Here is a 25,727-nt window from a genome sequence, read left to right as displayed (position 1 = left end):
TATGGCGTGATACAGTAGGTTCAAATAGTTTGTTAAGGAGGCAATTCCATGTTGAGCCAAGCGGAGTTAAAAGGAATTTACGTCCCCGTCGTCACGCCCTTTTTGCCTGACGGGGAATTGGACCTGGTCTCTTACGAAAGGTACGTCAAGCATTTGCTGGAGTTTGAAATCGATGGGCTAGTGGTAGGGGGAACGACAGGGGAAAGTCCGACAATCTCATGGGAGGAAGTCGTAGAGCTAGTAAACATAACTCGAGACGCATTGGGAAAGCGAAGCGTTCCGATTGTCGTCGGAACGGGAACGAATAACACAGCGGATACCGTACGAAGAACGGAAATGGCCGGACGGATCGGCGCGGACGCCGCGCTTGTCGTCACTCCGTACTACAGCAGGCCGTCGGAAGCCGGCATTCTGGAGCACTACCGAAGAGCATCCCGGACGGGCGTGCCGGTGATCGCTTACGAAATTCCTTCCCGAACCGGCATTCGGCTGTCTGCCGAGACGATGCGAGCAATTCTCGAGCTTGACGGCGTCATTGGACTAAAAGATAGCTCCGGCAGCCTGACTTTGCTGCAGGAGCTCGGTAGTTTTGCTACTAAGCCTGTACTGTGCGGAGACGATGCCCTTCTCTACGATATGCTCCGCCTAGGAGCCAGCGGAGGCATTTCGGCTTCGGCAAACGTCTGTACAAGGGACTTCATCGAAGTCTGCCGGCAGGCAGCGGCAGGCAATTACCCGGCAGCAAGCAGAGTGTTCGACGGGCTGCGACCGCTCATCGACGATCTGTTCCGCGAACCGAATCCCGCGCCGCTCAAGTGGCTGCTTGCGGGACAAGATCTTCTTGCTGCCGATGCCGTCCGGCTGCCGATGAGTCAGATTACATCAGCATTGCAGCAACGGTTGTCCCGTTACTTGGTCGAATAACAGACACTCATGCTGCCGGTCAAGGAAAGCTACATTCCTATGCCGCCCAAAGGACGCAGCTTCACCGGCTTCACGCCGGCGATCAGCGGCCGGCAGCGTTGGATGACAGCCAGCACGCCCTCGTTTTTCAGGGATGCGGCATGAGCTTCCTCGCTCTCCCACAACTCCGTAATCCAAAGAACGTCCGGCTCATCCACCGACTCGTTGATGATGTAGAAAATGCAGCCGTCCATTCCTTGCAAAGTCTCGGCCGACTCCAGCATCAGGCCCGCCAGCTCGTCTCGCTTACCCGGGTGAGCAATCAACTGTCCCAACATGGAATATTTACTCATCCAATAACTTCCTCTCTACTGTAAGTTGAGATAACGTCGATTCGTAATATGCCGCCATTCGCGAAGCGACCTCCGCCATTCTGCGGACGAGAGGCTCGGACTCGATCTTCAACGCTGTGCCGTAGGGCATTAGGAAATAGGGAACGTAAGAGTCAAACGTAGATCTCTCCAGTCGGAACACTGCCTCCTCCGGACTGCGTTCGGCCAGCGCGTGTCCGAACAGCCAGTGCTGGCACAGCTCGTTCAGCGCCTGCTCCTGCGCTTTGATCCTTACAGTTTCAAGCTCCTGAGAGCCGGAGTCGGGAAGCAGGCTTCCAAGGAGAAAATCCTTGGCGGAGAAGGAGGCCGGACGTTCGAAGCGCCCTTCCGTCTCCCGCAACGCTATAATACGGTCTACACGGAAGCTTCGCGGCTCTCCGCGATAGCCGCAATGTCCGACGGCATACCAGCTTCCTTTCCAATATACGATGCCGTAAGGGTCGAACGATCGGGTCGACGGGCTGTCTCCCTTCCCGCGATCGTACTCCATCTCCAGCGTTCGCCACTGGCCGGCCGCTTCCTCGAGCACCTGCAGGAAAGTTCGATATTTGCCTGTCAACGGCGGATAGATGACCGATAAACCGCCGCTATGGCGCTCAAGTCGATCCAGCTGTTTCTCGTTCGTGTAGCGCTTAAGCTTGTCTACCGCCCTGTCCACCGCCTCCGAGTGCGGATAGCCGGCTTCCCTCGCGAACACGGCGGCATGGATCAGCCCCTTCCGCTCATCCGAGTCGAACAGCAGCGGCGATTCGGAAAAGCCGTCCAAAATGCGGTAGCCTCCGTTCGGGCCCGAATCGGCAATGATCGGAACTCCGCTGGCGCATAGCGAATCGATGCATCGATAAACGGTCCGCACATGTATCTCCAGCTTCTCCGCTAGCTGCTGTGCCGTCATTCGTTTTCCTGAACGCAGCATCCACAGGATCGATAACATATTGTCCGCTTTGGTCACGGCTCAAACCTTCTTTCCCGGCATGGGACTGGAAACCACCTTCATTCATTGTACGCCACTCTATGCAAGCGGCGCCATGCCCTTGTCGACCCAACTCTCGTAAGTCGGGCCGAAAATTTCCGGAGGCCGCAATCCGGCCTGCCTCATCAGCACCGTTATCTGTCCCCGATGATGTGCCTGATGCATCAAGGTAAACCGCAAGGAATCGCCGTTCCCCCACTCTTCTCCCATGATCGTCTGCGTCTCTTTCAGAGAGGCATCGCACCATTGGGTTCGTACAGCCTCAAGCATAGCCGAACAGATGCGGCGGTATTCCTCGGCGATCGCAACGGCGCGATCCGGTTGTTCCTGCTCCCCAGCCTCGAAGTCAAGCCCTAACGCAGTCATATAACGAAGCGAAGTCACCAGATGCCATGCCAGAGTTCCCAAGGTCCGGCGATCTACAACGATCGCCTGCTGCAGGGAATCGTCGGTCAATGCGCTCAGCACCCGATCGGTCAGTTTCGCCTCACTCTCCCACTCCGCCGCAAAAGCTTCAATTGTCGCAAACATTCTTCTTCCTCCTTTATCGTTCCTTCATTTCAATAGCAGTATAAGCTTTGATCCCTGACAGAAACGGTCAGTCATTCGAAAATCGCGGCAAATTGCACAAATATACTGCACCTTCACTTGACACTTTTTCATGTCGAGTTTATAATTTGATCATTCAATCAATATTTTGACTGTTTAATCAATTAATGATAAAGGAGAAAAGAAAATGACGAACGAGACCGGTTTCACGGCATTTTTTGCCCGTCTGCCTCTATTCGCGGCCCGTATAATCAGCCTAGCAGTGATGCTGCTGGGAATTGCGGTTCTTTGGTCGGTATGGTTTTTCTATGAGGAAAGGTGGCGGCACGGCGAGCTGATCAGTTATTATGGAATACAACCGCTGCTTATGATTGGAGGCGGTACGCTGGCGTTCATCTCGGGCTGTCTGATGATGACGAGGAGCTTGCGGGGAATCCAGCTGCTTAAGCTGGCTTTGAGCATCATTCCGCTTATTCTGGCGCTACGATTGATCATCCTAATCGTCAGGGCGATCGGGTACGCGGTGAACTGGATCGGAGATCATGCCGCAGAGTTCATGGACGGATCGATTCTGACTCGGATTGGCGGCATTAACCCGCTCGGCTTTGCTCCTCTAACCATCGTCATCCTCATCGCCATAATCGTTAAGATCGGAAAGAAGAAAAGCAGTCAGTAACCGTCTTCCATTCGATAAGGAGATCGACCTATGACCGACCATCAACCGGAGGAGAAAACGTCTTTTATTGCCGAGGCGCGGCGCGCCCAGATTTTGAAAGCCGCCATCGACACGCTGGACGAGATCGGCTTCTCCAACGTAAGCTTGGCTAAAATCGCGAAAAAAGCCGGTATTAGCACGGCGCTTATCTCGTATCATTTTAAGGACAAAAACGACCTCATGGATCATGCGCTGTTCGCCTTAGTCCAGGAATCTACCGCCTATGTACTGAACAAGACGCAGACGTCTGCTTCGCCCCTGGATAGACTGCGCGCCTATATTACGGCCAGTCTGGCCTATCAGGGGACGCACCCGAAGCAGTATGCTGCGCTGCTGGAGATTGTTTTCCACTCCCGTACCCCGGATAATGTTCCTTACTACAAAATCGATGACGACGAGGAGGAGCCCGTGGCTGCCGAGCTGCGCTCGATATTGCAGGAAGGACAAGCCGCCGGGCAGTTTGGCAGCTTTAACGTCAGCGTGATGGTTAATGTGATTCGCGGGGCGATTGGAGAGTTTCTATTCAATCAGCATGCAGCGGCCCATCTCGACCTGGAGACCTACACAAACGAGCTGCTGGCAATCGTGGAAAATGCGGTTCGAGTTCGTTAAAAGATTGGAGGACATCTTATGTTAGCCAATGTATACAAGTCGGAAAAAGGGGTTGTCGCACGCTACGAGCGGGATTGGGAGCATTCTGCAAATCACGCGTGGACGTGGCTGACGGACAACGGGAAGCTCGCACAATGGTTTTCTGAGCTAAGCTCAGACGATCTTCGCTCAGGCGGAAGAATGCGCTTCGATATGGGGGACGGAACGTTCGAGAATATGACGATCACGGATTTCTCGGAGGGATCCATACTGGAGTACGAATGGGGCGAGGATAGTGTCCGTTTTGAGATCGAGCCTCGACCAAACGGCTGTCGACTTGTGTTGATCGAGACGATTCGCCGGATTACGGAGCATACTCCGAAGGATCTGGCCGGTTGGCACGTCTGTCTGGATGTCGTGCAGGCTCTGATGGACGGCAGGCCAATTCCAGCACGCGAGGACGAGTGGAAAACGAGATATGAGCAATACGTTCAGGCGATTCAGGCGCTTTAAGCCGAATCGCCTCTTGTCTATTCCGCCGGAACGATGCGGACGGGAGTCCCGAAGCGCTTGGCGGATTTGGCGCGAGCGCGCGCAACTTCGATGGTCCGATCGCGCGAAGGAGCTCGGGTGACAAGCGATTCGAGCAGCCTCTGCGCGGCTTCGCTTACCTCTCTCACTGCAAGAGAGAAAGCTTCCTCATTCGCTTTCGACGGCTCGTTAAAGCCGGACAGCTTCCTCACGAATTGAAGCGCAGCCGCCTGCACTTCATCGGGCGTAGCCGGGGGATCGAAGTTGAACAGCGTCTTAATGTTTCTGCACATCGCTTCTCATCCTCTCATTAACTTCTTTGCTTCACGGCGAATATTCTCTATGTCCAACACCTTCATTATTAATCAACAATCGTCTCCGCGCAATTTGCAAGTGAATCTCCGCAAGATATGCGCTCATGTGCGTGAATTGATCAGTCATAGAAAAAAGAGGCTGTCTCATAAATAGGGTTGTACAAGATGATCGATCAAGAAAAAGTGCATGTATCTTCTGGAGACTGCCTCATACGATCCTGAAATTTCCTTATCACGGGTTTACCATTCCCATTTCAGGATCGTATAGCATCGGAAGGAGATACATGCACGACAACATTCTCTATCGATCATCTTTTTGTACAACTTTTTTACTTATGAGACAGCCTCTTGTCGAACAAGCTCGATATTAGCCCCGATAATAAGGCTCTTGGGGCGGCGGAGGCGGAGGAACAGGCGCGTTGCGCATCAACAGGTCATTGTGGAAGTGCGCCAATGCGGTTTGGTAATAAGGCGCCAGCCAGAGATAACCGATTCCAAGCGTAAGAGACGCAAGCAACGCCCAACCGATGAAGGTAAGCATCAGGACAAACAATCTGCCTTTATGGCCGCTCATCATTTCCTTGCTCCGGCTAATAGCCTCCAATGGGCTGATTCCCGGATTGTCTCTCAGAATAAAATACGCTTGCGAGTATCTGAATCCCGCAATAATTCCCGGAATGACGAACAGCAGCGTCCATAAAAATGTGAAAATCGCCATCAGCAAGTATAGAATGAGAGTATCCCCGAATCTGGAGAATCCGCTAAAGAGCGTCTCTGTCGTAGCCTCTCGTCTACGCGACATTTCAAGGAAAAAAGCCGATAGACCGTAGGTCATCACCCCGACGCAAAGAAAACCAGGAATCCACCCTATAAAAGGGATAAAGTTGAAGAATTGCAAAAATCCCATGACCACGCTGTACAGCAAAACATGGAGCACGGCGCTGGTCCAATTTCCGGACAAGCTTTCTCTTGCTCTTGCACGAAGCTCTGAACTGGTCGGCACGTTGTCTATTCCACCTTTAACCATAATGGATGCGGTTCCATTCTATTTCTTTTTTCCAATGTTCGCAATCCTAATTTTTACAGGCGGAGACATTGAAACCATCCAGCTTAATTCGCGAACAGCTGCTTCTTCAGTTCCTTGTTGCGTTCCATAAAGATTTCATTATGCGAGGAAACCATACCCCAGGCGTAGGCCTCCGGAGTAATGAATTGCTTCGCTTTGTTAACCGCGTTGGCCGCATCCTGGAAGGCTCCGGCAATGAGATGGAGCTTGCCGTCATGACCGAGAATATCGCCGGCAGCATACAATCCCGGCACGGACGTCTCGCTCATCGGAGTGCCCGCGATCGCCCACTCGTCCCTCATCTCGATTTTGACCTGGCTGTTCGAAAGCAAATCCTTATCCCTCTCGTACCCGTGATTGATAATGACTTCTTCTATCTCCAGCTCAACCTGCGCTCCGTCGTCTTTGTTGCGCAGCAGCACCTTCTCGATCGCTTCCTGGCCCGGAACGGCAATCAGCTTCTCGATCTCGGTATTGAGCAGACAAACGACAGAGCTGGAAAACAGTTTGGACACTTCGGCTTCGTGTCCTTTCAGCGTTTCATTGCGATAAGTCAGATACACTTTCTTCGCAATCGGTTCAAGCTCGTTGGCCCAGTCCACTGCCGAGTTGCCGCCGCCCGAGATCAGTACGATCTTGTCTTTAAAACGCGTCAGCGACTTGACCGTATAATGAAGGTTCGTAACCTCATATTTTTCGGCGCCTTCCAGATTCAGCTTGGTCGGCTTTAGAATGCCGCCTCCGACCGCCAGAATAACCGTCCTGGAATAATGCTCCGCTCCCGATGCCGTATGTAGCACAAAGATGTCGTCTTCTCCTTTAGAGAGAGAGGCGACCTTCTCTCCCAATACGATCGTCGGATCGAACGTTTTCCCCTGTGCAATCAACTGCTCGATCAGCTGCTCCCCGGTGATCGGCGTGACACCGCCGACATCCCAGATCAATTTCTCCGGATAGACATTAACCTTACCACCCAGGAAGTTCTGAAACTCGATGATCTTTGTTTTAAGCTCCCGCAATCCGCTATAGAAAGCAGAGAACAACCCTGCTGGGCCGCCTCCGATAATCGTTACGTCAAAAATATCCTTGTCACTCATCCTTTATCCTCTCCCTCATTCTCCTGACCGTCCTAGTGCCTCGGACTTATTGTATCACAAGTCATTGAGAATGAAAATCATTATTGGGAAAGAGAAATTGAATAAGGATCGACAAAATCATACTCCATGTCCTTGAGCTCGGTCAGCAAATTGTCCAATGCCTCGACCGTCCAGGGCAGCTCGTGCATCAAAATGTTGGCGCCGGGATGCGCCAGGTCGACGATGTGCTGCGCCAGCGCCTTCGGATCGTTGCTGTCCGCCGTCATCTCCCAATCCCGAGAGTCAATCGAACAGGTGACGACCGCTAGCCCCGCCTTCCTCGCGATTCCGGAAATCTCATTGTTAACACTGAGATACGGCGGGCGAAAAAACACGGGAGCCGTACCCGTAATGTCCGTCACGGCTTTCTGGACATCCCCGAGCTGCTTCGCGACAGTCTCCTCGTTTTCCGCGCTAAGGTCGATGTGATCCCAAGAATGGTTGCCGATCATATGGCCTCGCTCGTATACCCGCTTTACCAGCTCTTTGTTGTTCTCGATTTGGGGACCGTTCATAAAGAAGATAGCCTTAGCCTTATGTTTGTCCAGCGCATCCAAGATTTTCGCATTCAGCGCTTCGTTCGGGCCGTCGTCAAACGTGAGCAATACGATCTTGGCACTGCTTGTTGCCGGATCCAGGGGGACTACGGTTTGGGTAGAGGCGTTAATTTGGTAGACCTGCTCGACCGCCTTCGGATTCCCCGAAGAGCAAGCCGCTTGCAGAAACAGAAACAAGGCGAGGGCGCAGTATAAAAGTTTCTTCCCAACGTTCATTTTCAATAGCTCACTCCTCCGTACCAATCAGGTCGTCTATGCCGCATATTCCAATTCTAGCGGTATCGGAGGAACGAAACGAGATAACAGATTAGCTATTTCTTATACAATGCAACGTTTTTTATCGATGATCGCTATAGATGTTCGGTTTACTGAACGAGCGAATGACTGCAAGCTCCTCAGCGGACAGCTCAGGGGTCTGCGACGCGGAGATGTTCTGCAGCAGTTGCTCCTTCGAGCTCGCTCCGGGAATGGCGACTGCCACCGCGGGATGACCAAGCACGTATCGAATCGCCAACTGCGTGAGGTTTCGATCCGGGCTCTCCAGCTCTCGCAGTCGTTCTCGAAGCGCCTTGATCTCCTCCAGGTCATAGTCGGGCAAGCTTCTGGAAGGCTCCCGTTTCGCCGCCAACGTCCCTTTGGCCAACGGACCTCTGGCGATCACGCTTATTCCTCGCTCCTGAAGATGAGGAAGGACCGCTTCCTCTGCCCGCCGATCCACGATGCTGTACGAATTCATCACGCTGACGATGGAGGATTTTGCAGCATATTCACGGATAACGTTGGGACGGATCGAAGAGATGCCGTACGCTCGTATTACTCCTTCCCGCTTCAACTGCTCGAACGCCTCGATCGTCTCGTCGATCGGATCGTCAAGCGTGCCCCCATGAAGCTGGTACAGATCGATGTAGTCCGTACCAAGTCTTCTTAGGCTTTCTTTGACCGCGGATAAAATGTATTGCCGGGAGGGGTCCCAGGTCCATCCGTCTTGGCCCGGAATCCGCCGGTTGCCGACTTTGGTGGCCAACACTACGCGATCTCTACGCCCCCGAATCGCTTGGCCGACGATTTCCTCGTTGCGCCCGTCGTCGTACAAATCCGCCGTATCCAGCAGATTGACGCCCCGTTCCAGCGCCTCGTGAATCAGCTCGACAGCGTTTCGCACCTCCGTCCCCAGAGACATGCACCCCAGTCCGATCTCGCCGACGAGCAAGTCGGAGCCTCCCAAGCGGTTTTTTTTCATCCGTCGTTCATCCTTTCTTCTCTAACCATTCTCGGACCAGTTCCAGCAATTGCTCCCTGGAAAGCTTGGCGCCCTTAAAGTTCGTAAGCGTATAATAGGCATCCTGATCTTCGTCGTACCAGTTCAGATACCCGTAGCTCAACGTCGCCGTCTTAACTCCGTCGTTGTTCATTTCTTTCACGATCTCTTTCTTAACCTCATTATAAACAACTTCAGTGCCGGCTATCTCGATTTTTTCGGTCGTCTGATCCTCCTGCTTCTCGGCATAGACATCCTTTCCGTTCAGATGGGTCGCGTATATGCCGATGCGGGTGCCAGCTTTAGAATAAATCCCGCTGACTCCGGATGCGCTCGACCAGGGAATCGCCTTCATGACCATATTCTCTTTGTCGGACGATTGGGAAGCTAGCCGTTCAAGCTCCTTAAGCGTGTCTTGGTATAGCTTCGTTCCCTTTTCGGGCACGGCCGGGCTTATTTCCCCGTATTCGAATTCGTAGCCGCCCATCGCTTGCGGAAATTCGCGCGATTCGATCCGTTCGATCGCCAATACAAAATCGGAATAGGACTGCAAACGCTTCGGTTTAAAATGAAATTGCATCGGGCCTAACGGAAGGTTCGCCCCTTCCTTCGCGTAGAAGGCGATTAACTCCCCAGGCTCCGCAAATTTCCGGGCTTTGGCGATGTACTTCTCATACGGATTATCCGTGATTCTCCCCGTATCCGGCGGAACGAATTGCACCTTCACATCTCCCGATTTATTTCGGAGCTGGATATATTCGGAGGCGCCATAGGCCGTTACGGAAACGACCAGCAGCAAGGCGAACAGGCTTGCCAACGCCGTTGAGCTTCTCATCGTTCCTCCAAACTTAATTAGGCGAGGAGCCTGGCCGGAAATACGGGACATCACCTTGTCCGCAACGTCGATCTCCGGAATTCGCCTCGGGTAGACGGCATTATTCAAATCTTCGTATTCATGGGCAGCTTCGAGTCTTTCCATGGCATGTCCTCCTTAATGTTCATGGATTTCTGAACCTTCTTCTTAATGCGCTGCAGCCTTTTCACCAATGCGTTCGGGCTTGTCTGCAAAATCGCGCCGATCTCGGCAAAGCTCTTCTCTTCGAATGCCCGCAAAACAAGCAAACTCCGCTCCTCGGGCGTCAGCTCCGATAGCGCCTTCGCCAACGAGGGATGATACAACCGATCGTCAAGCTCCTGCTCCGGACTGGCCGCCACCGTCTCCGGTCGGAAGATTCTCATGACCTGCCGGTGAATACGGCGTCTCCTCAGCACGTTCAGGCAATGACGATAAGCGATCCGATACAGCCAAGCCTGAAAGCTGCCCGTACTTCGGTACTGGTCCAGAGATTGGAAGGCTTTAACCAGAATATCCTGCACGGCATCCTCCGCATCCTGCCGATTGGCGAACAGACGGTAGCAGTAACGAAAAATCGGCTGTTGGAACGCTCTGACGATCAGCTCGTACTTCTCGGTCTCCCCCTGCCTTACAGCGTCGATCCATATTTCCAGCTCATCTGTATGGAGTGTGGGTTGCAACGATTTGGACACCTCCTGAAGCTTCGTATATCCTTATAACACTTGAGCCCTGCAAAAAGTGCCGCGGTTTGCAATAATACTGACCAGCGCCGGGAGCGGATGTGTTACGATAGCAGCATAGATCACCGCGAATGGAGTCGAACGATGAAATGGATTCGCAGTTGACGGCGTACATTACTTTGGTAAGCGTGTCGGGTATTTTCAATGTTTTCCTCGGCCTCTACGTTCTGTACAGAAGACGGGAAATCCCAGGGTCCCGCACCTTTATTCTATATATGACCGCTCTGTCCATCTACAGCTTCGCCTATGCTTTCAGCTTAGCCAGCGATACGCTGTGGAAAGTGAAGCTGTGGACGGTCGTCGAATATATTGGGATGCCTTTCTCGGCGCCGCTCGGGCTCATGATCATTCTCCGCTATCTCGGCTGGAAGACGACCCGGTGGCAGACCGCCGCCTTGTTCGTCATCCCCTCCATCACGCTGCTGATGGTTGCCACCAACGACTACCACCATATGTTCTATAAAGTCATCCAGATCAAGGAAGGCATGTCCCTCCCCTACCTCGATATCGAAATCGGCGAATGGTATATCGTTCACGGTATTTTCACGTCCAGCAGCCTTCTTGCCGCCACCGTGCTCTTGCTCGGCAGATGGAGACAGACGCGCAAATCTTATAGACCGCAGCTTGCGACTCTGATTTTCGGGCAGCTTCTCCCGATGGTTACCGCTTTCCTGTATCTTATCGGCCTGACTCCGGCAGGCATCGATCCCGTTCCGATGGTCATGTGCGTGACCTCTGCTCTGTATATTTGGGCCATTCTGTCCACGAAAATGTTAACCGTTATCCCCATCGCCAAAGAGACGATCTTCGACAGCATGAGGGAAGGCGTTATCGTCCTGGATGCAGCGAATCGTCTGAGCGACTACAATCACGCGGTCGGGCGGATGATTCCCTCCCTCGGCCCGACTCTGATCGGGAAAACGCTGGACGAGGTCTGGAATGTGCTGACCGGGTCCCCGTACCCTTTCGCCCACCGGCCTGACGGCCGGGCGGAGGAACTGGTGTGGACGACCGATGGAGCGGAGCAGATCTATCAAGTCCGCTATTCCCCTCTTCTGCACCGCAACGGAGATGCCGCAGGCGGCCTGCTTATGTTCATCAATGTCACCGAGCTGAAACGGCTCCAGCGCGAATTGGAGCATCAGGCCTACTATGACGGTCTGACGCAAATTCTTAATCGCTCCCAATTCATTAGCCGCAGCCGGACAATGCTGGAAGAATGCCGGCGGAACGGCCAACCCTTCACCGTCGTGCTATTCGACGTCGATTACTTCAAGCGGGTGAACGACAACTACGGACACGAGACGGGAGACAAGCTTCTCGTTCATGTCGTCGACGTCTGCAAAAGAAAAATTCCCCCGGACACGCTGTTCGCGCGTTACGGAGGAGAAGAGTTCGTGCTCGCGCTTCCTTCTACGCTTCAAGAGGGATTCGCGATTGCGGAACGGTTGAGGCAGGCTCTGGTATCCGAGCCGTTGATAGCTTCCGGAGAGGAGATTGCGGTCACTTCAAGCTTCGGAGTAGCCGAAGCCGAGAGCGGTCGGAACGATGCGCTCAGCGCTCTACTGCGCCAAGCCGACGAGGCCCTGTATGCCTCCAAACGCGATGGCCGCAATCGAGTCACCCCCTACAGGGCTCCTTCCCTGTTGCGCAGCTAAGAAGCTGTACGACCTTTCGTCAATAGCTGCGCCAGCAGCTCCAATTGGCCTTCTATGGAGATCGGATCGAAAAAAGAGAAGCTGGCCCGATCCAGCACATACGCTCTGCCCTGCTCCACGGCGGGCAGGCTTCTCCAGATCGGGTTATCCTGCACATGCCGAATGCCTTCGCCCTCGTCCGACACGAAAAGGTACTCCGCGTTCGCGGCATAGAGCGGAAGCTGCTCCAGCGGCAGATTCTGCACAATCTGCAGACCGCTGTCGATCGCTTGCCGCTGCACGTACTCCGGAATACCGAACCGCAATCCGCGATAGATCGGCCAGCCGCTGCGACCGTAATTGTCTCCGAATACGGAGAACTCCCGGCCTTCTCTCTCGAATCTGACAATCGCGGCAACAGGCTGACGGCCTACGATTCCGGACAGCCTCTCGCGGACTTCGGCTGCCCGAAGCTCGAATCGCGATTCCAGTTCGTCGGCGGCATGAGGCCGATTGATCAATCGACCGATCAGCCTGACGTCCTCGAATATATTGCGCTGGCCCTCGTAAGGCAGCAGAACGGTCGGCGCTATTTTGGACATCGCCCCGTAATTGGATAGGTTGGCATCGTTCATCAGGATAAGATCGGGCTCCAATCTGGAGACGGCCTCCAGAGAAGGCTCGCAGCCGATATCCACAATCCCTTGCTCCATCTCTTGCAGAAATATGCTGCCTCCCCACCACGTCAGATTGGCCCCGATCGGCTTCACGCCGATCGACAGCAGAACGTTGGCGTAATACAGCGCAACGATTCTCATCCCCTCCTGCGTATTCCGCACGTACTGCTTGGGGGATTGTCCGACCATCTGCTTAAACCTTCTGCTGAAATAATAGACGTCCTTAAAGCCGGCCCGCTGTGCGATCCGTTGCAAGCTCTCGTTGGAGGTGAGCAGCTGTTTCTTGGCCTGGTTCAGCCGCAGCTCGGTCATATAATCCACGGGGCTCTTGCCGGTCAGCTGCTTGAACAAGTGCGTATATTGCCGCGCGCCGATATTGGCTTGCCGCGCCAAAGCGTCCACGCTCATGTCGGCAAGGTCCAGCCGATGAAGCCGGTCTATCGAGCGTCGAACGGCTTCGCGGGACTGGAGCTGGCCACCCGTGTCGGAGCTGCTTCGGCAAAGCTCGTAAAGTAGCTCCTGCAGCCGAACATGCTGCTTGAACCGGGCCAGCTCCTCTTCCTCGTCGCGGTGACGCAGCAGTTCTTCCAACCGGCCTGCGATCTGGGCGAACGGCTGCGCATTCAATTCCTCGTAGGGCGGGCAATCGAACGGAGCAGCGGCCGTATGCTCCCCCTCTTCTTCCGCGACAGGGGCCGCGCGGAAGGACAGCCAAACCAGCTTCAGCTCGGAGGCGTTGTCGGAGAATACGTCGAACAGCGTATCCGGGGATAGCAGGAAGCAGCTTGCCCGGGTCAACCGCCGCCTTCTTCCGTCTATGACTGCTCCGCCGCTGCCCTGTATGGTCGCAACGAAGACGTGAGTACGAGCATGCAATCTGTCGGGATGGTCGGAAGCTGAGCAACTGATTTGCGAGATGTCAACCAGTGTGAATAAGTAGGAGCTAAAAGGCAGAGACAAGCGGCCCATCGGGGAATCCCCCTTCTTATGATTGATAATCGTTATCAATGACTAGAGTGCCTTAATTCTAGCCGAACAGAACTCCGTACGCAACAAGAGTCCGTCCCATAAGCAGGGGTTGTGTAAAGCATTGATGAAAAAAATAAAGGCATCTATCTCCTTGAGATAGATGCCCGCTACATTTTTTATCGATTATTTTTTCGCTAACAGATCCGCGATCAGGTCAATCTGGGCGGAGATGGAAATCGGATCGAAATAGAAAAACTTCTTGTCCAGCTCGATAACGCGATTGCCCTTGACTGAGGGGAGTCCCTTCCAGATCGAGCTGTCCTGGATAACCTCGAGTCCGACCCCTTCATTCGATACGAACAAATAGTCGGCGTCCTCTACGTATTCCGGAAGCTGCTCCAGCGGCAGTTCCTGAACGATCTGCGCCCCGCTGTCGATGACGGCTTCTTGGATCTTCGCGGGAAATTCCAGCTTCAGCCCCCTATAGATCGACCAGCCGCCCCGGCCGTAATTGTCGCCAAAAACGGTGAACTGACCGCCATTGCCGTCGATGCGGATAATCGCAGCCTTGGCGCCGCTCTTCACTACGTTCTCGATCTTATCTCGCGCAGCCTCCGCCTTCTTCTCGAAATCCGCCCTGAGCTGGCTTGCCGCTTCCGGCTTGCCCAGCAGCTTCGCGACCTCTTCCGCATCTTCGTACACGTTGCGGTTGCCGTCGTAAGGAATAAGCACGGAAGGAGCGATCTTGGCAAATTGCTCGTAATCCTCCGCATTGTTGCTGTTCATAATAATCAGATCGGGCTCCAGAGCCGCTACCGCTTCCAGAGTAGGCGGCCCTCCAACGTCGGTAAGACCGGCTTCCTGCTCCTGCAGGAACGGACTGCCTCCCCACCAGGTCAGATTGGCGCCGACCGGCTTCTCCCCAAACGCATACAAAATGTGGTGATAGTACAGGGCCACAATTCGCTGCGGATTCGCCGGAATCTCAACGTCGCCGTTAACCGTACTGACGATTCTCGTCTCTCCCTCGCCGGCTTCGGAGGATGCGGATGCTGAAGGAGAAGACGACGGGGTAGAGGTCGGAGATGCGGCTGGAGAATTGGCGGGACTGGAGGCGCCGCCGCTCTCCGCGGCTTTATCGTTCCCGCATGCGCCCAGCAGCGTGGAAACAACGAGAAGCAGCATCAAAGCAACGATAGCTGTAGGCTTGCGAATGACAGACATGATTTTGACTCCCTTTTTTGTAGTGATAATGATTCTCATCATGCTCCTATTATAAGGAGACTATTCGGTGCCAACAATGGAGTTTTCGGAGCAAAAACAGACCAACTTCCCTCCGAGAGGTACGTTTTATGCAAAATCTCCGATTATAGCTTCAAAGTCGACCTCGATCCGGGACGCTTTAATGAAGCGAATTCCTCTGAAACCTCGGATTAGGCAGCACGTATTATTTTTCTAGAAAGCTTGCCGCAACTGAATAGTTCCACTCCAAAGGGGAGTAGCTGGACAATAAAAGTCGTCAATACGAGAGCCGCGGCTCTCCGGCTTTATTGGCATTGCCTTAACGGTGCTGTTAGCGAGACCTTTGTCCAACAAGGCGAAGGTCTCTTCGCGTTCTTGGGAAGAATAAAGCGGTAAGCTTGTCTCTATTTGCACAAGGGGGATTGGGAATGGATTTCGGATTACTGTTGGAGTACGGATGGGTGCTGCTCGTATTGATCGCATTGGAAGGATTGCTAGCTGCGGACAACGCGCTTGTGCTCGCCATCATGGTTAAGCACCTGCCCGAGCAGCAGCGCAAAAAAGCGTTGTTCTACGGTCTGGCCGGCGCATTCGTGTTCCGCTTCGCTTCTCTGTTCGCTATTTCGTTCCTAGTGGACGTATGGCAGGTGCAGGCAGTCGGAGCGATTTATCTACTGTTCATTGCCGCTAACCACATCTTCCGTAAGATCATCGTAAAAAAGGGAGAAAAAGAAGCCGCGGAGAAAAAAGAAAAAAAGCAATCCGGCTTCTGGATGACGGTATTCAAGGTCGAGGTGGCGGATATCGCCTTCGCGATCGACTCGATTCTGGCTGCCGTCGCGCTGGCCGTGGCGCTGCCGACGACAACGCTGCCAAAGATCGGAGGAATGGACGGCGGACACTTCATCGTTATTTTCCTAGGCGGATTTCTCGGACTTCTGATCATGCGTTTCGCCGCCAACCTGTTCGTTAAGCTGCTGGAAAGCCGGCCATCGCTGGAGGTCGCGGCCTTCGTCATCGTCGGATGGGTCGGCGTCAAGCTCGCGGTTCATACGCTCGCGCATCCTTCCCTGCATGTCATTCCTCACGAGTTCGCGGAATCTACGGGCTGGAAGATCACTTTCTACGTCGTATTGCTGGCGATCGCCCTCGGCGGCTGGTTCCTGTCCGGCAAAAAGCGCAAAAGCGGAGAATCCGCTCACGCGGCATAATTCGGATTCGAACCGGGCGCTGCCTAGAGCGGTGCCCGGTTCATTTTCACCTCATAAAACCTTGATTACCCCACTTTGTTACGCCATGTAAAATGACATGTTTGGCGATGACGGAAAACTCCACTTTTGACGTTAGCATTTGCGCAGCCTTTTCCCGATTAACTGCTCAAGCATCTCCGACAGCTCGTTGGGACGCCCGGTTACGATGTCCGCTTTAGGGATAATAAACGCTTGCAGATTGCTTATGTAGATATAGAAGCTTGTTTTCGATTCGTAGATTCGATAGACATTGTCCCAGTCCGTTTCCAATGTCGTCTTAAGCCTCGGATCCACGGTCTCGCAAAACAGGGAACTGCGGTCGAAGCGGTAGTATATATTTTTCATGCTGGCGTATATTTTATTGGTTTTCAGATGCCTTCTGCCCGCCAACGCCAGCAACAGCAGCATTAAGAACGGCGTAACGATTGCGACTGCCCATAAGGTGTACGCGGGCGACGGCTCTCCGTCGAGAAAGGCCAACAAACCGAGAACCCCCGAAACAATTGGCGGTAAATAGGCAATGTACCATTTCCTGCGGAAAAGATGAAACCGATTAAATCTGTAATACTCCTTCCCCCTATTCTCCGTTCTCACTTCGAAAAACTCCGGCATTGCTTCACCTCTGTAAAAATGTGTTGTCAGAATCGCCCCCATGAACTTGGAATGACAGAGGCGCTTGCAGAAAATAAACTGGGTCATTCACTAATTCTACCGGGCCTCCCCCTTCTCCTTTTTTCTGTAATTCCACCTTAGTCCCAATAATTTTGGGTATGTATCCACGCAAAAGTAGGACAATTCGCATTAGCTATCTTACACTACCGAATCGCAAAGGAGCTGCTTCATTAATGGGGTGCAACTGCTCGTCTTCCGCTTTATCTTGCTGCCCGGAAAAGGAATACGTCCAAGATAAAGTGTGCAGTCCGTGGGCCGGGGCGAATACGACAACCTTGACTGTGTACACGAACAATCTAAGCCAAAATATCGTCGGCACCGGTTATTTGCGGTTCGAATCGGGCCCAGGCACGATTACGCTCAACATCCTTGACAGCGCAGGCGGAACGATTGCCACTTTCGCCGCCATTGCCGCAGGAACAAGCATCTCGTTTACTTATCGCCGATTCGCTACGATTCAGGTGGTCACCGCCGCGACAGTTGGTCAGTACGAAGGAGAGTTCTGCATTACCACCCGATATCCCGTGAGCTAGTCCTACTACTTTCGATAAAGGTGTTGATTAGAATTGGCCTCTAACTGCGCGACCTCGGCGCTAAGCTGCTGCCCGGACCAGGAATACGTGCAGGATAAAGTGTGCATCCCTTGGACGGGAACGGTTACGGCGGATGATGATGCTCCCGTCCCGATCGTCGTCTATGTCAATAACATGGGTCAGAATCTTTATGCGACAGGCTACTTGCAATATGCATCCGGACCCGCGAACGTCACCCTCCAGCCCATCGACTCGGGAGGGAACAATATCGGGGCCCCGATCGCAGTCTCGCCGGGAACGACGCCCTCATTCACTTTTCGCCGATTTGCTCAATTGCAGGTCATCCTTCCGGAATCCGATGCAGGGGCGAATGACGGTACGTACTCTGGCGAGCTCTGCGTCACGGTTCGTTACCCGCTAGCCTGATTTGCGCTCTCCCAGTCTGAAGAACGCGGTCACGACATATTTTCCTTCGGCGATTCCCGGCTTGTTGCCCGTCAAGGCAACGTGGATCGATCCGATGTTCCGATCTGTATAGGTTCCGGTAGTTCCGGGTTCTATCTGCATGACGAATGAGGATCGGTCTCCGGCAATCGTCATTTCGACACTGCCGCTGCTGGAGGTATCGTTAAATAATGAAACTTGGGTTAACTCTGCCTGTAAGCCTGGGGACATTGTCCACAGCAGCTGCGGGCTTGTTTGGTTTTCCTGAATAAGAAAATTCCCGCAGCACTCCTTCTCCGTCAGTTGGGAGGCATTCTCGACCGGAGGGGAGCGCGTTCCTGGATCCAAGATGTTATCGACCGACGCGGTTCGCGTGCTCGGATCCCACAGGACGGAAGAGTTATCTGTCGAGCGCCACACGACAGGGTGCGACAGCTTCCTCCGCTGCTTCGGCCTGCAAGTCGGCCTTCTGGATCTGCAGGGTTTCCTGTGGGTCGGCTTTCTGGATCTGCAGGGTTTCCTGTGGGTCGGCTTTCTGCGGGTAGGGCAGCGTTTCTGACGGCGGCGGGGATTTCTCTTTGATTGGCAGCAGGGTTGGCGATCGGTTGCTCTGGAGGCTCTTGCGGTTTTGGCGGGCCCGGCGGATCTGGTGGGTTTGATTGATTTGATGGGTTTGGCGGCTTTAGCGAGACACAGAAGAGAACGCAGTAAGATGGGGTATAGTTGATTTTTTCCCGTTTTGTATCTGCCTCGCCTATATTGGCTCCGCTTCAATTCCGATCGCCCCCCCTCGCACCCCTACCTTACTTGTATTAGATGAAGGAGGCGGGCAATTGGTTAGCCTATTCGGGTCGATAGAGTCAAAAGAGGGCGCTTGCCCAACATTTAGTTCAAAAGCGACTACGCGATCTGATGAATGGACCAGACAATGCCTTCGTTCTCGACGCCGCCCAGCGATATGTTGATCGTTAGCGTATCCGCCGCATACACCAACACGACCGTATCCCCCGCATTCAGCTCGACGTCTCCCGCCAGCGTAATCTCGCCGCTGCCGAGAATTACCCTGAGGGTTAGAAGCAGCGCAATGTTGACGTTCAACAGTGGAAAAATACCGGTTATAAGTTCCGTGACGACGGGAGAGGTTCTACGCACTCTAAAAGAAGGATACACGCCGGCGCCCAACTGGACGCTCAGAGCAGCGACGGTAGTGTAGTTGATCGTGGCCTTCACCGAATATCTACCCGTTGCCGGAACAGTGAACACGCCTGTTGTCGCGTTAAAGGCCGCATTCCCATAGTAAGGGCTGGCCGTGGACCAGTTTGTCAGAGTAGCATTGGCACTGACGCTAACATTGTTGATTCTCGCGGAAAAACCATTGGTTGCAAAGTTGGGACCCGTCGGGCCTCTTGGGCCGGTTGGACCTGTGGGACCTCTTGGACCGGTCGCACCTTTCGGACCGGTCGGGCCGATTGGACCCGTTGCGCCTGTTGGACCGATCGGGCCCGTTGCGCCTGTAGGGCCAGTTGGGCCCGTTTCACCCGTTGGCCCCGTTGCGCCTGTTGGGCCTGTTGGGCCCGTTGCGCCTGTTGGACCCGTTGGGCCTGTTGCACCTGTTGGACCAGTTGGGCCAGTTGGGCCAGTTGCGCCGGTCGGGCCTGTTGGGCCGGTCGGGCCTGTTGGGCCGGTCGGGCCTGTTGGGCCGGTCGGGCCTGTTGGGCCTGTTGGACCCGTTGGACCCGTTGGGCCCGTTGGGCCGGTTGCGCCTGTTGGCCCCGTTGGACCGGTTGGACCGGTTGGGCCTGTTGGACCCGTTGGGCCGGTCGGGCCGATAGGTTCGTCCGTACCGTCGCAAAACAATGGAGGACAGCAGGGGGCGTATTGCTTTTTATGAGAAACACCGTAAACAACACCACTCTCGTTCTCGCAGCTGGAGCAGCAGTCGGAGGTGCTTCCCGTTTTACCGCAGCATGACTTCATTCCGTCCGCCCCCAATCGCCATGCCCGATGTACAGGCTCTTACTAACTATTCAATGTTCCTTTCTTTCATTTTGATTGCGCTCCTGCCGCTGCCTGCTAGATTGATTCATTTATCACGTTACGGATATTGGCCGCAACTACCTGTCCATTACATAGATGTCTATCGTCGCTTGAAATGATTGGCCGCCTACCTCAGCCCCCCACGCTAGCGCAATTGATCCTCGCCCGTTTTATAGTACAGGTCTATTTCGATGGACGCATCCGGCGCAACGTACGAACGTGAAGTCGTTATGGGGGAGGAGGACTTCCGGAGGATTCGATTCAGGAGGACATAATCCGGCTGGCATGACCCGGCGCCACCCCTTTATTTATTGCAATGACGAGCCGCGCTTGGTACACTGGCAGTAACTTGGGAGGTGCCGGTTTTGACCCATTCCATCCGTTTAAGATAGTGTAAGAATGAATGAGCAGCTCAGCCGTTTTTTGTGAAAATGGCATGAGTTTATTGGCGTTTCATTTTTCGCGCAATGTATAAACGAAGGGATGGTTTTTTATGGCGACCAATTGGAAAAAGACATTCACGATTCTGTTCTCCGGACAGATTTTCTCTATACTGACCAGCTCCATGGTACAATTCGCGATCATCTGGCATTTGACGGCCACGACGGAATCTGCCGTTGTGCTGACGATGGCCGGTTTGGTCGGTTTTCTGCCGCAAGCGATTCTCGGTCCTTTCATCGGCGTATGGTTGGACAGATGGAACCGCAAACTCACCATGATCGCAGCCGACAGCTCGATCGCCCTGTTCAGCCTCATTCTGGGGTTGTACTACTATTTCGGCGACCCTAGCCTAGGGTTTGTCTATGTCATTTTGCTGATTCGTTCAATCGCTTCCGCCTTTCACGCTCCTGCGCTGCAGGCGGCCATACCGCTGCTTGCCCCTGAAGATCAACTGACCCGAGTCGCAGGCTGGCACCAAATGGTGTTCTCGGTATCGACGGTGATTGGTCCGGCTCTCGGCATTGCCGTATACTCAGCCGCTTCTCTAGGCGTTGTGCTGTTCTTGGACGTTGTGGGCGCGTTGATCGCGAATCTCATGCTCCTATTTGTTCCTATTCGTCAGCCGAAGCCCGAAGTTCAGGAGGCTCCCCATTTTCTCAACGAGTTTAAGCTGGGATGGAAAACCTTCGTGCAAGCGCGTCCCATCGTCATCATCACCGCAGCTACCGCGGTGTTCAGCATCGTCTTCATGCCTTTGGCCACGTTGTTTCCATTCATGACGCTGTCCCATTTCGGACGCGGCGGATATAGCGCCAGCCTGATTGAAGCGGTATTCAGCGTCGGGATGATTCTCGGCGGTTTACTGCTGGCCGTCATGGCTTCTAAATGGAAGGATATCACCTATATTTGCTGGAGCTTGGTCATTATCGGATTAACTTGCTTGGCAAGCGGTATGATCGGCCCCGGCGCTTTCGTTGTTTTTATCGCTCTATCGTTCCTGATGGGGGCGGCCTCTCCGTTCTTCAACGGCCCTTATATGGCGATGATCCAAAAAGCGTACGCTCCGGAAATGCTAGGGCGGGTCATTTCGCTGGTCACCAGCGTCATGCTCTTGGCTTCCCCGATCGGGCTGCTGCTGGCTGGTCCGCTCGTCGATAAATATGGCATACAGTCTTGGTTCTTCTGGTCGGGAGTCGTAACGGTACTGACCGGAGCGTTACTCTTAGCGAGCTTCAAGAAACTACAGGTTTCCGATCCCGCTCCCCAGTCGTAAATATGCCCGTTGTCCGTTGTCGGACTCAAAGTGACAGGGAAGATCTCCCTCCAATGCTATACGCTCCTGAAATCGGAATGGGGAAACCCAAAGTGATTTCAGGAGCGTATGAGGGAGTGTCTACTAGCTATGATTGATCCACAGTAACTCGAATCAGGCTCAAACAGCGGAAGTTTTTGTAGGGAAAATCGTACAAAGTAACTCAAATCGGGCTCAAACAGCGGACGTTTGTAGGGAATATCGTACAAAGTAGCTCGGATCAGGCTCAAACGGCGGACGTTTGTAGGGAAAATCGTACAAACTCGCTGCCGATGGCATGTTCGTCGTTACCGCGCTCCTTCCGGAAGCTTGACCCCTTTAATCATCAGCCACAGCGGCAGCGCAAGCTCGAACACGGCTCCCGGAATGTACAGCAGCATTCCGTCATGGCCCATCAGTTCCGTAATCGCGCTAGCCGACAAAGCCGCATAACCTATGAAGCCCAGCACGGACAATACACGCGGAACGAGCCTGAACCGATACAGCAAATAGCAGAAAAATAAGCTGTATACCCCGAGTGCCAGCATGCCCAATTGAAATGCGTAAGTACTTCCCTCTTTAATAAGCGTCCCCAACACGTGAAGATCGGACGAAACGTCGGCTGCAGCATATTCCCGGCTTAAAGCGACAAGCAGCAGCGGACCGACGGAGCCGACAAGAAGCAAAACTGCCTCAATCACTCGAAATCCTACGTATCCCAGCGCGATTTTTTCGTTACATAGCTTTAAAATCGGGAACAGCGCAATCGCGATACCGACAACGGAGACGGAGTTAATGAACTCCAGCACCACCCCCAAGACGATCCGGCTTTGATAATCTGCGGCGCGTTCCAGATAATCGGAAGCGCCTAAGATCGATTCGATAAGCGCATTCCCCGACATGTATGCAGCCGTTGCCACCAAAAACAGCACACCAGCGAAGGCCGCGGATTTCCTATACGTATCCATAATTCCCCTCCCGTTAATAGGCGGACGGTTCCGCCTCGTTAACCTGAATTGTATCCCCCGGAAGGTTAGAGCTTGTAGCTACTAAAGTATCGATCTGAGTTAGAGCGTTTGTATGGACAACCCGTATCTTCCGTGCAAAAAGTCGTAACTTTCATCCATTGCCGTTCCCGAAGAGTCCGGTGTAATCTAAAATGGCGAAAAAGGATAATGATAATCATTATCAAATAGTGTACAGTACAGATAGAACAGGAGAATGCAACGCCATGAACAGACTGCCTTCCTTTGTATCGACAACCGCCTTATTCCTTGCACTGATTATTTTGCTCGCCGCCTGTAGCCCCTCTGCCACGCAATCGCGCTCCGAAGCGCAGCCCGAGGGAAGTGCGAATAACGGCACCGCATCCGAAGCCCCTCCAGCGTTCAAAACGTATAAAGACTTTCAGGACAAGACAACCGAGATCCCCGTCCATCCGCAAAGAATCGCCGTGATTGCCGGATCGGGAACCATTATCGACGTTAAGGAATTGGGATTCCAGCCGATCGCCTATCCGCATCGTTATATGAGCAATTCCAACATTCTCAAGTCGACTCACGAGAGCTTAAGCGCCGCAGCGCCCGACATCGGCATGCCCACCAATCTGGAGCAATTAGCAGCGCTCGAACCCGACCTGATGATTATGGGCTACGAGACGCAGGACAACGAATATAATATGCTCCAAAAAATCGGCCCCGTCGCCGCTTTCGACGAGTCTGTGCCGCTGCAGCAGCGGATTACCGTTATCGGAGAAATTCTCGGCAAACAAGCAGAGGCCGAGGCGATTTTGTCCGATCTGGAGCAGAAAACCCGTTCGATGTGGCAGCAGGTTCGAGAGCAAGGGAAAATAGCCGAGGGAGAGACCGCGGCTGTCGTCGTCTATTACTGGAATAAGAAAATGTACCTGATGAAAAACTTCGGCGTATTCGACCTAATCAATCATCCTATGGGATTCAAAATGTCGGACAAGGTGGCTTCACTGTCGTCGTCTTCCCCTTCTCCTTATATCGAAATTACAGAGGAAGCGCTGCATGACGTATTGATCGCCGATCGTCTGTTCCTGCTGTACGACAGCAACGCCGATGCCAAAGAAGGCTTTAAGCAATTGAAGCAGAGCAAGGTTTTCCAGAGTTTACCGCCAGTTAAAAACGGAAAAATCCATTACATCCCGCTCGAATATAACGACAATGATTTGATTACTACTCGTAAGCTCGTCGACGTCTTTCCGCAGATACTGGACAGCGAGATGTTCGAGTAAGCAACAGGAGAGCCAGCCTATGTTTTTACCTTCTTCAAACGGCCGATCGGCATCCCCGTTAACGTTCGTACTAACGGATGCCTTTCGCCTGACGTGCGAAGGCCCGGAATCTCTTACTCTTGAACAAACCGACGATCTTCGCCTCCTTCTGGTGCTTCAGGGCACGGTGGAGGCGAAGATCGAACAGCGAGCGCAATCGGCAGGCCCCGGGGTCTGCCTCTTGATCGTTTCCGGCAGCGATGCCTCGCTGATTAGCCAGGGGGCCGGATGCGACGTATGCCTTCTCTCCTTTGCCGCATTGAACGCCCGCGCCAACGGCTCCGCTGTACAGCGGATATTAAAGCTGCTTTCCGGCAGGGCGAAGCTCCCTGCGGCCGTTCTTCATGAATATGCCGATAGTCTGAAAAGCGAGGATCGTCAGCAGGACGGGCTTCCCCGGCTCGGTCGACAGATCCGGTTTCTATCCCTGCTCTCTTTGCTTCTGGAGCAATGCGTTCTCGAGGAGAAGAAGCAGCTCTGCGATCCGAAGCATGCCGTGAAGCAAACGTTAAGCTTCATGCAAAAAAACTATTCGCTAAACCTCACCATACAGCAATTGGCGGATATGGCGCGGCTTCCGCGTTGGCAATACCTGCGCGTGTTCAAGAAAATGACTGGCAGCAATCCGAGCAGCTACATGACCCGATTGAGAATCGAACAGGCCAAAAGGCTGCTGAGCGACTCAAACGGGCAAGTGTGGGAGGTGGCCCACCGCGTAGGCTACCAGGACGAGTACTATTTCAACCGTAGATTCAAGCTTGCAACCGGAATATCTCCCGGCCAGTACGCCCGGATCTATGCCCACAGGCCCGATGCGACGGACCGCCGTGGAACCACGCATCGTCTTCCCGCACCGGCCGAACGTATCGTCTACGACGATGCCGGCACTCTGGGCGACTTGCTCGCATTGGATATCGCCCCGGTTGGAGCCAATTTGCGGTTTTGCGACAACGACTCGTTTACCGACAAAATTCAGTCCACCCAGGAGATCGGTTTTCCGCTTGATCCGGACAAGATCCGTACGTTAAATCCCGATCTCGTCCTATTGAGCCGTTACGGGAGCGATCGGCATCCGGAGCTGTCCGCGATCGCGCCGACAATCGGACTGAACGAATATGCCCCCATGCATCTGCGAATGCAGAAGCTTGGAGAAGTGCTCGGCATTCGCGAGAGAACCCGGCAATGGCTCGACTCGTACGACATGCGCCGCGAGAAACTGTGGCATCGGCTCCAATCCCGCAAGGCGCGCCACGAATCGGCGACGGTCCTGTTCTATGACTGCAATGGAAGGCTGTATTTGCTTCATCGGTTTCGCGGGCTGGCCAAGCTGCTGTACCACCCTCTTGGGTTCCGCATGGACGAGCGCGTTCAACGCCTGCGTCCCGCCCGCGGTCATTACTATATTTCAATTGCCTCTGATCGTCTAAGCGAATACGCCATAGGCGATCGGCTATTCGTTTTTACGCATCCCGGTCGGCATACTTCCGACTCGCTGTCGGAGCTTAACCGATGGCCGGGCTGGAATCGGCTGCCCGCCGTTCAGGCGGGCAAAGTCCACTACCTGGATTCTTTCTGGAATTCGGACGACGCGTTTACGAGTCAATTGACGCTGGAACGGTTTCCGGATCTATGGTCATAAAGACTATTCAATAGA

General features: G+C 53.7%; 27 protein-coding genes. 11 read left to right on the top strand and 16 right to left on the bottom strand.

Annotated features, from left to right (window positions below; all coding sequences use genetic code 11):
• Positions 1–48 precede the first annotated feature (48 nt).
• Complete coding sequence (gene dapA, locus J4772_RS02160; RefSeq protein ID WP_209073980.1) at positions 49–924, top strand: 4-hydroxy-tetrahydrodipicolinate synthase; 876 nt, start codon at positions 49–51, stop codon at positions 922–924.
• A 29-nt stretch (positions 925–953) separates the two neighbouring features.
• Here the strand turns inward: dapA and J4772_RS02155 are convergent, their stop codons facing one another.
• Genes J4772_RS02155 through J4772_RS02145 form a run of 3 tightly spaced genes read right to left on the bottom strand, consistent with a single transcriptional unit; the run spans position 954 to position 2,799 of the window.
• Positions 954–1,256: a putative quinol monooxygenase gene (locus tag J4772_RS02155; protein ID WP_209073979.1), complete on the bottom strand. Its 303-nt coding sequence runs from the start codon at positions 1,254–1,256 to the stop codon at positions 954–956.
• Positions 1,249–2,247 carry a helix-turn-helix transcriptional regulator gene (locus tag J4772_RS02150; protein ID WP_209073978.1) on the bottom strand — a complete coding sequence of 333 codons (999 nt, stop codon included), beginning with the start codon at positions 2,245–2,247 and terminating at the stop codon, positions 1,249–1,251. The genes J4772_RS02155 and J4772_RS02150 overlap by 8 nt, the downstream gene beginning before the upstream one ends.
• Before the next feature lie 60 nt (positions 2,248–2,307).
• Positions 2,308–2,799 (bottom strand): DinB family protein, encoded by a 492-nt coding sequence (locus J4772_RS02145; protein WP_209073977.1) that lies wholly within the window; start codon positions 2,797–2,799, stop codon positions 2,308–2,310.
• Between the two features lie 205 nt (positions 2,800–3,004).
• On the opposite strand from J4772_RS02145, the gene J4772_RS02140 reads away from it, so the two are divergent.
• The 3 genes from J4772_RS02140 to J4772_RS02130 are packed head-to-tail and all read left to right on the top strand — an operon-like array spanning position 3,005 to position 4,636.
• Positions 3,005–3,493, top strand: a complete 489-nt coding sequence (locus J4772_RS02140) for a hypothetical protein (RefSeq protein WP_209073976.1) — start codon at positions 3,005–3,007, stop codon at positions 3,491–3,493.
• A 30-nt stretch (positions 3,494–3,523) separates the two neighbouring features.
• Positions 3,524–4,144, top strand: coding sequence for a TetR/AcrR family transcriptional regulator (locus J4772_RS02135; RefSeq protein ID WP_209073975.1), 621 nt, complete (start codon positions 3,524–3,526; stop codon positions 4,142–4,144).
• A gap of 18 nt (positions 4,145–4,162) precedes the next feature.
• Complete coding sequence (locus J4772_RS02130) at positions 4,163–4,636, top strand: SRPBCC family protein (protein ID WP_209073974.1); 474 nt, start codon at positions 4,163–4,165, stop codon at positions 4,634–4,636.
• Positions 4,637–4,653: 17 nt separating this feature from the next.
• Here J4772_RS02130 and J4772_RS02125 read toward each other — a convergent pair whose 3' ends face one another.
• The 7 genes from J4772_RS02125 to J4772_RS02095 form a co-directional block, all read right to left on the bottom strand.
• Positions 4,654–4,947 carry a DUF2277 domain-containing protein gene (locus J4772_RS02125; protein WP_209073973.1) on the bottom strand — a complete coding sequence of 98 codons (294 nt, stop codon included), beginning with the start codon at positions 4,945–4,947 and terminating at the stop codon, positions 4,654–4,656.
• Positions 4,948–5,335: 388 nt separating this feature from the next.
• Positions 5,336–5,971 carry a DUF975 family protein gene (locus tag J4772_RS02120; RefSeq protein ID WP_247740982.1) on the bottom strand — a complete coding sequence of 212 codons (636 nt, stop codon included), beginning with the start codon at positions 5,969–5,971 and terminating at the stop codon, positions 5,336–5,338.
• Positions 5,972–6,078: 107 nt separating this feature from the next.
• Positions 6,079–7,131, bottom strand: coding sequence for an NAD(P)/FAD-dependent oxidoreductase (locus J4772_RS02115; protein WP_209073971.1), 1,053 nt, complete (start codon positions 7,129–7,131; stop codon positions 6,079–6,081).
• Between the two features lie 80 nt (positions 7,132–7,211).
• Positions 7,212–7,943, bottom strand: a complete 732-nt coding sequence (locus J4772_RS02110) for a polysaccharide deacetylase family protein (RefSeq protein WP_247741154.1) — start codon at positions 7,941–7,943, stop codon at positions 7,212–7,214.
• Between the two features lie 121 nt (positions 7,944–8,064).
• A complete protein-coding gene (locus tag J4772_RS02105; protein ID WP_209073969.1) occupies positions 8,065–8,967 on the bottom strand; it encodes an aldo/keto reductase in 903 nt (300 codons plus the stop codon).
• A gap of 7 nt (positions 8,968–8,974) precedes the next feature.
• Positions 8,975–9,964 (bottom strand): hypothetical protein, encoded by a 990-nt coding sequence (locus J4772_RS02100; RefSeq protein WP_209073968.1) that lies wholly within the window; start codon positions 9,962–9,964, stop codon positions 8,975–8,977.
• On the bottom strand, positions 9,925–10,521 hold the full coding sequence (locus J4772_RS02095) for an RNA polymerase sigma factor (protein ID WP_116065622.1): 597 nt from the start codon (positions 10,519–10,521) through the stop codon (positions 9,925–9,927). Before J4772_RS02095 ends, J4772_RS02100 begins: the two co-directional genes overlap by 40 nt.
• Positions 10,522–10,670: 149 nt before the next feature.
• Between J4772_RS02095 and J4772_RS02090 the strand changes: the two genes are divergently transcribed.
• Positions 10,671–12,239 (top strand): histidine kinase N-terminal 7TM domain-containing diguanylate cyclase, encoded by a 1,569-nt coding sequence (locus J4772_RS02090; protein WP_209073967.1) that lies wholly within the window; start codon positions 10,671–10,673, stop codon positions 12,237–12,239.
• Here J4772_RS02090 and J4772_RS02085 read toward each other — a convergent pair.
• On the bottom strand, positions 12,236–13,864 hold the full coding sequence (locus tag J4772_RS02085; RefSeq protein ID WP_209073966.1) for a helix-turn-helix domain-containing protein: 1,629 nt from the start codon (positions 13,862–13,864) through the stop codon (positions 12,236–12,238). The genes J4772_RS02090 and J4772_RS02085 overlap by 4 nt on opposite strands.
• Before the next feature lie 183 nt (positions 13,865–14,047).
• Positions 14,048–15,088 (bottom strand): ABC transporter substrate-binding protein, encoded by a 1,041-nt coding sequence (locus tag J4772_RS02080; protein WP_209073965.1) that lies wholly within the window; start codon positions 15,086–15,088, stop codon positions 14,048–14,050.
• Positions 15,089–15,534: 446 nt separating this feature from the next.
• Here J4772_RS02080 and J4772_RS02075 point away from each other — a divergent pair, with 446 nt between their 5' ends.
• Entirely contained in the window at positions 15,535–16,317 is a 783-nt protein-coding gene (locus tag J4772_RS02075; protein WP_209073964.1) for a TerC family protein, read from the top strand.
• A gap of 132 nt (positions 16,318–16,449) precedes the next feature.
• On the opposite strand, the gene J4772_RS02070 is transcribed toward J4772_RS02075, so the two are convergent.
• Positions 16,450–16,968: a YcxB family protein gene (locus J4772_RS02070; RefSeq protein ID WP_209073963.1), complete on the bottom strand. Its 519-nt coding sequence runs from the start codon at positions 16,966–16,968 to the stop codon at positions 16,450–16,452.
• Between the two features lie 233 nt (positions 16,969–17,201).
• Here J4772_RS02070 and J4772_RS02065 point away from each other — a divergent pair, with 233 nt between their 5' ends.
• Both J4772_RS02065 and J4772_RS02060 read left to right on the top strand, forming a co-directional pair.
• Positions 17,202–17,561, top strand: a complete 360-nt coding sequence (locus J4772_RS02065; protein ID WP_209073962.1) for a DUF3992 domain-containing protein — start codon at positions 17,202–17,204, stop codon at positions 17,559–17,561.
• A 33-nt stretch (positions 17,562–17,594) separates the two neighbouring features.
• Complete coding sequence (locus J4772_RS02060; RefSeq protein WP_209073961.1) at positions 17,595–17,987, top strand: DUF3992 domain-containing protein; 393 nt, start codon at positions 17,595–17,597, stop codon at positions 17,985–17,987.
• On the opposite strand, the gene J4772_RS02055 is transcribed toward J4772_RS02060, so the two are convergent.
• On the bottom strand, positions 17,979–18,353 hold the full coding sequence (locus tag J4772_RS02055) for an S-Ena type endospore appendage (RefSeq protein ID WP_209073960.1): 375 nt from the start codon (positions 18,351–18,353) through the stop codon (positions 17,979–17,981). The genes J4772_RS02060 and J4772_RS02055 overlap by 9 nt on opposite strands.
• 552 nt (positions 18,354–18,905) lie before the next feature.
• Complete coding sequence (locus tag J4772_RS36845) at positions 18,906–19,235, bottom strand: hypothetical protein (RefSeq protein WP_220377224.1); 330 nt, start codon at positions 19,233–19,235, stop codon at positions 18,906–18,908.
• 1,300 nt (positions 19,236–20,535) lie between these two features.
• Between J4772_RS36845 and J4772_RS02045 the strand changes: the two genes are divergently transcribed.
• On the top strand, positions 20,536–21,756 hold the full coding sequence (locus tag J4772_RS02045) for an MFS transporter (RefSeq protein ID WP_209073958.1): 1,221 nt from the start codon (positions 20,536–20,538) through the stop codon (positions 21,754–21,756).
• A 326-nt stretch (positions 21,757–22,082) separates the two neighbouring features.
• Here J4772_RS02045 and J4772_RS02040 read toward each other — a convergent pair whose 3' ends face one another.
• Complete coding sequence (locus J4772_RS02040; protein WP_209073957.1) at positions 22,083–22,742, bottom strand: DUF4386 domain-containing protein; 660 nt, start codon at positions 22,740–22,742, stop codon at positions 22,083–22,085.
• A gap of 263 nt (positions 22,743–23,005) precedes the next feature.
• Between J4772_RS02040 and J4772_RS02035 the strand changes: the two genes are divergently transcribed.
• A complete protein-coding gene (locus J4772_RS02035) occupies positions 23,006–24,034 on the top strand; it encodes an ABC transporter substrate-binding protein (RefSeq protein WP_209073956.1) in 1,029 nt (342 codons plus the stop codon).
• A gap of 19 nt (positions 24,035–24,053) precedes the next feature.
• A complete protein-coding gene (locus tag J4772_RS02030; protein ID WP_209073955.1) occupies positions 24,054–25,712 on the top strand; it encodes a helix-turn-helix domain-containing protein in 1,659 nt (552 codons plus the stop codon).
• The last annotated feature ends 15 nt before the right edge of the window (positions 25,713–25,727 follow it).

It is taken from the genome of Cohnella sp. LGH, assembly GCF_017671885.1.
Lineage (GTDB): Bacteria > Bacillota > Bacilli > Paenibacillales > Paenibacillaceae > Cohnella > Cohnella phaseoli.
This window is presented reverse-complemented; position numbering and strand designations above follow the sequence as displayed.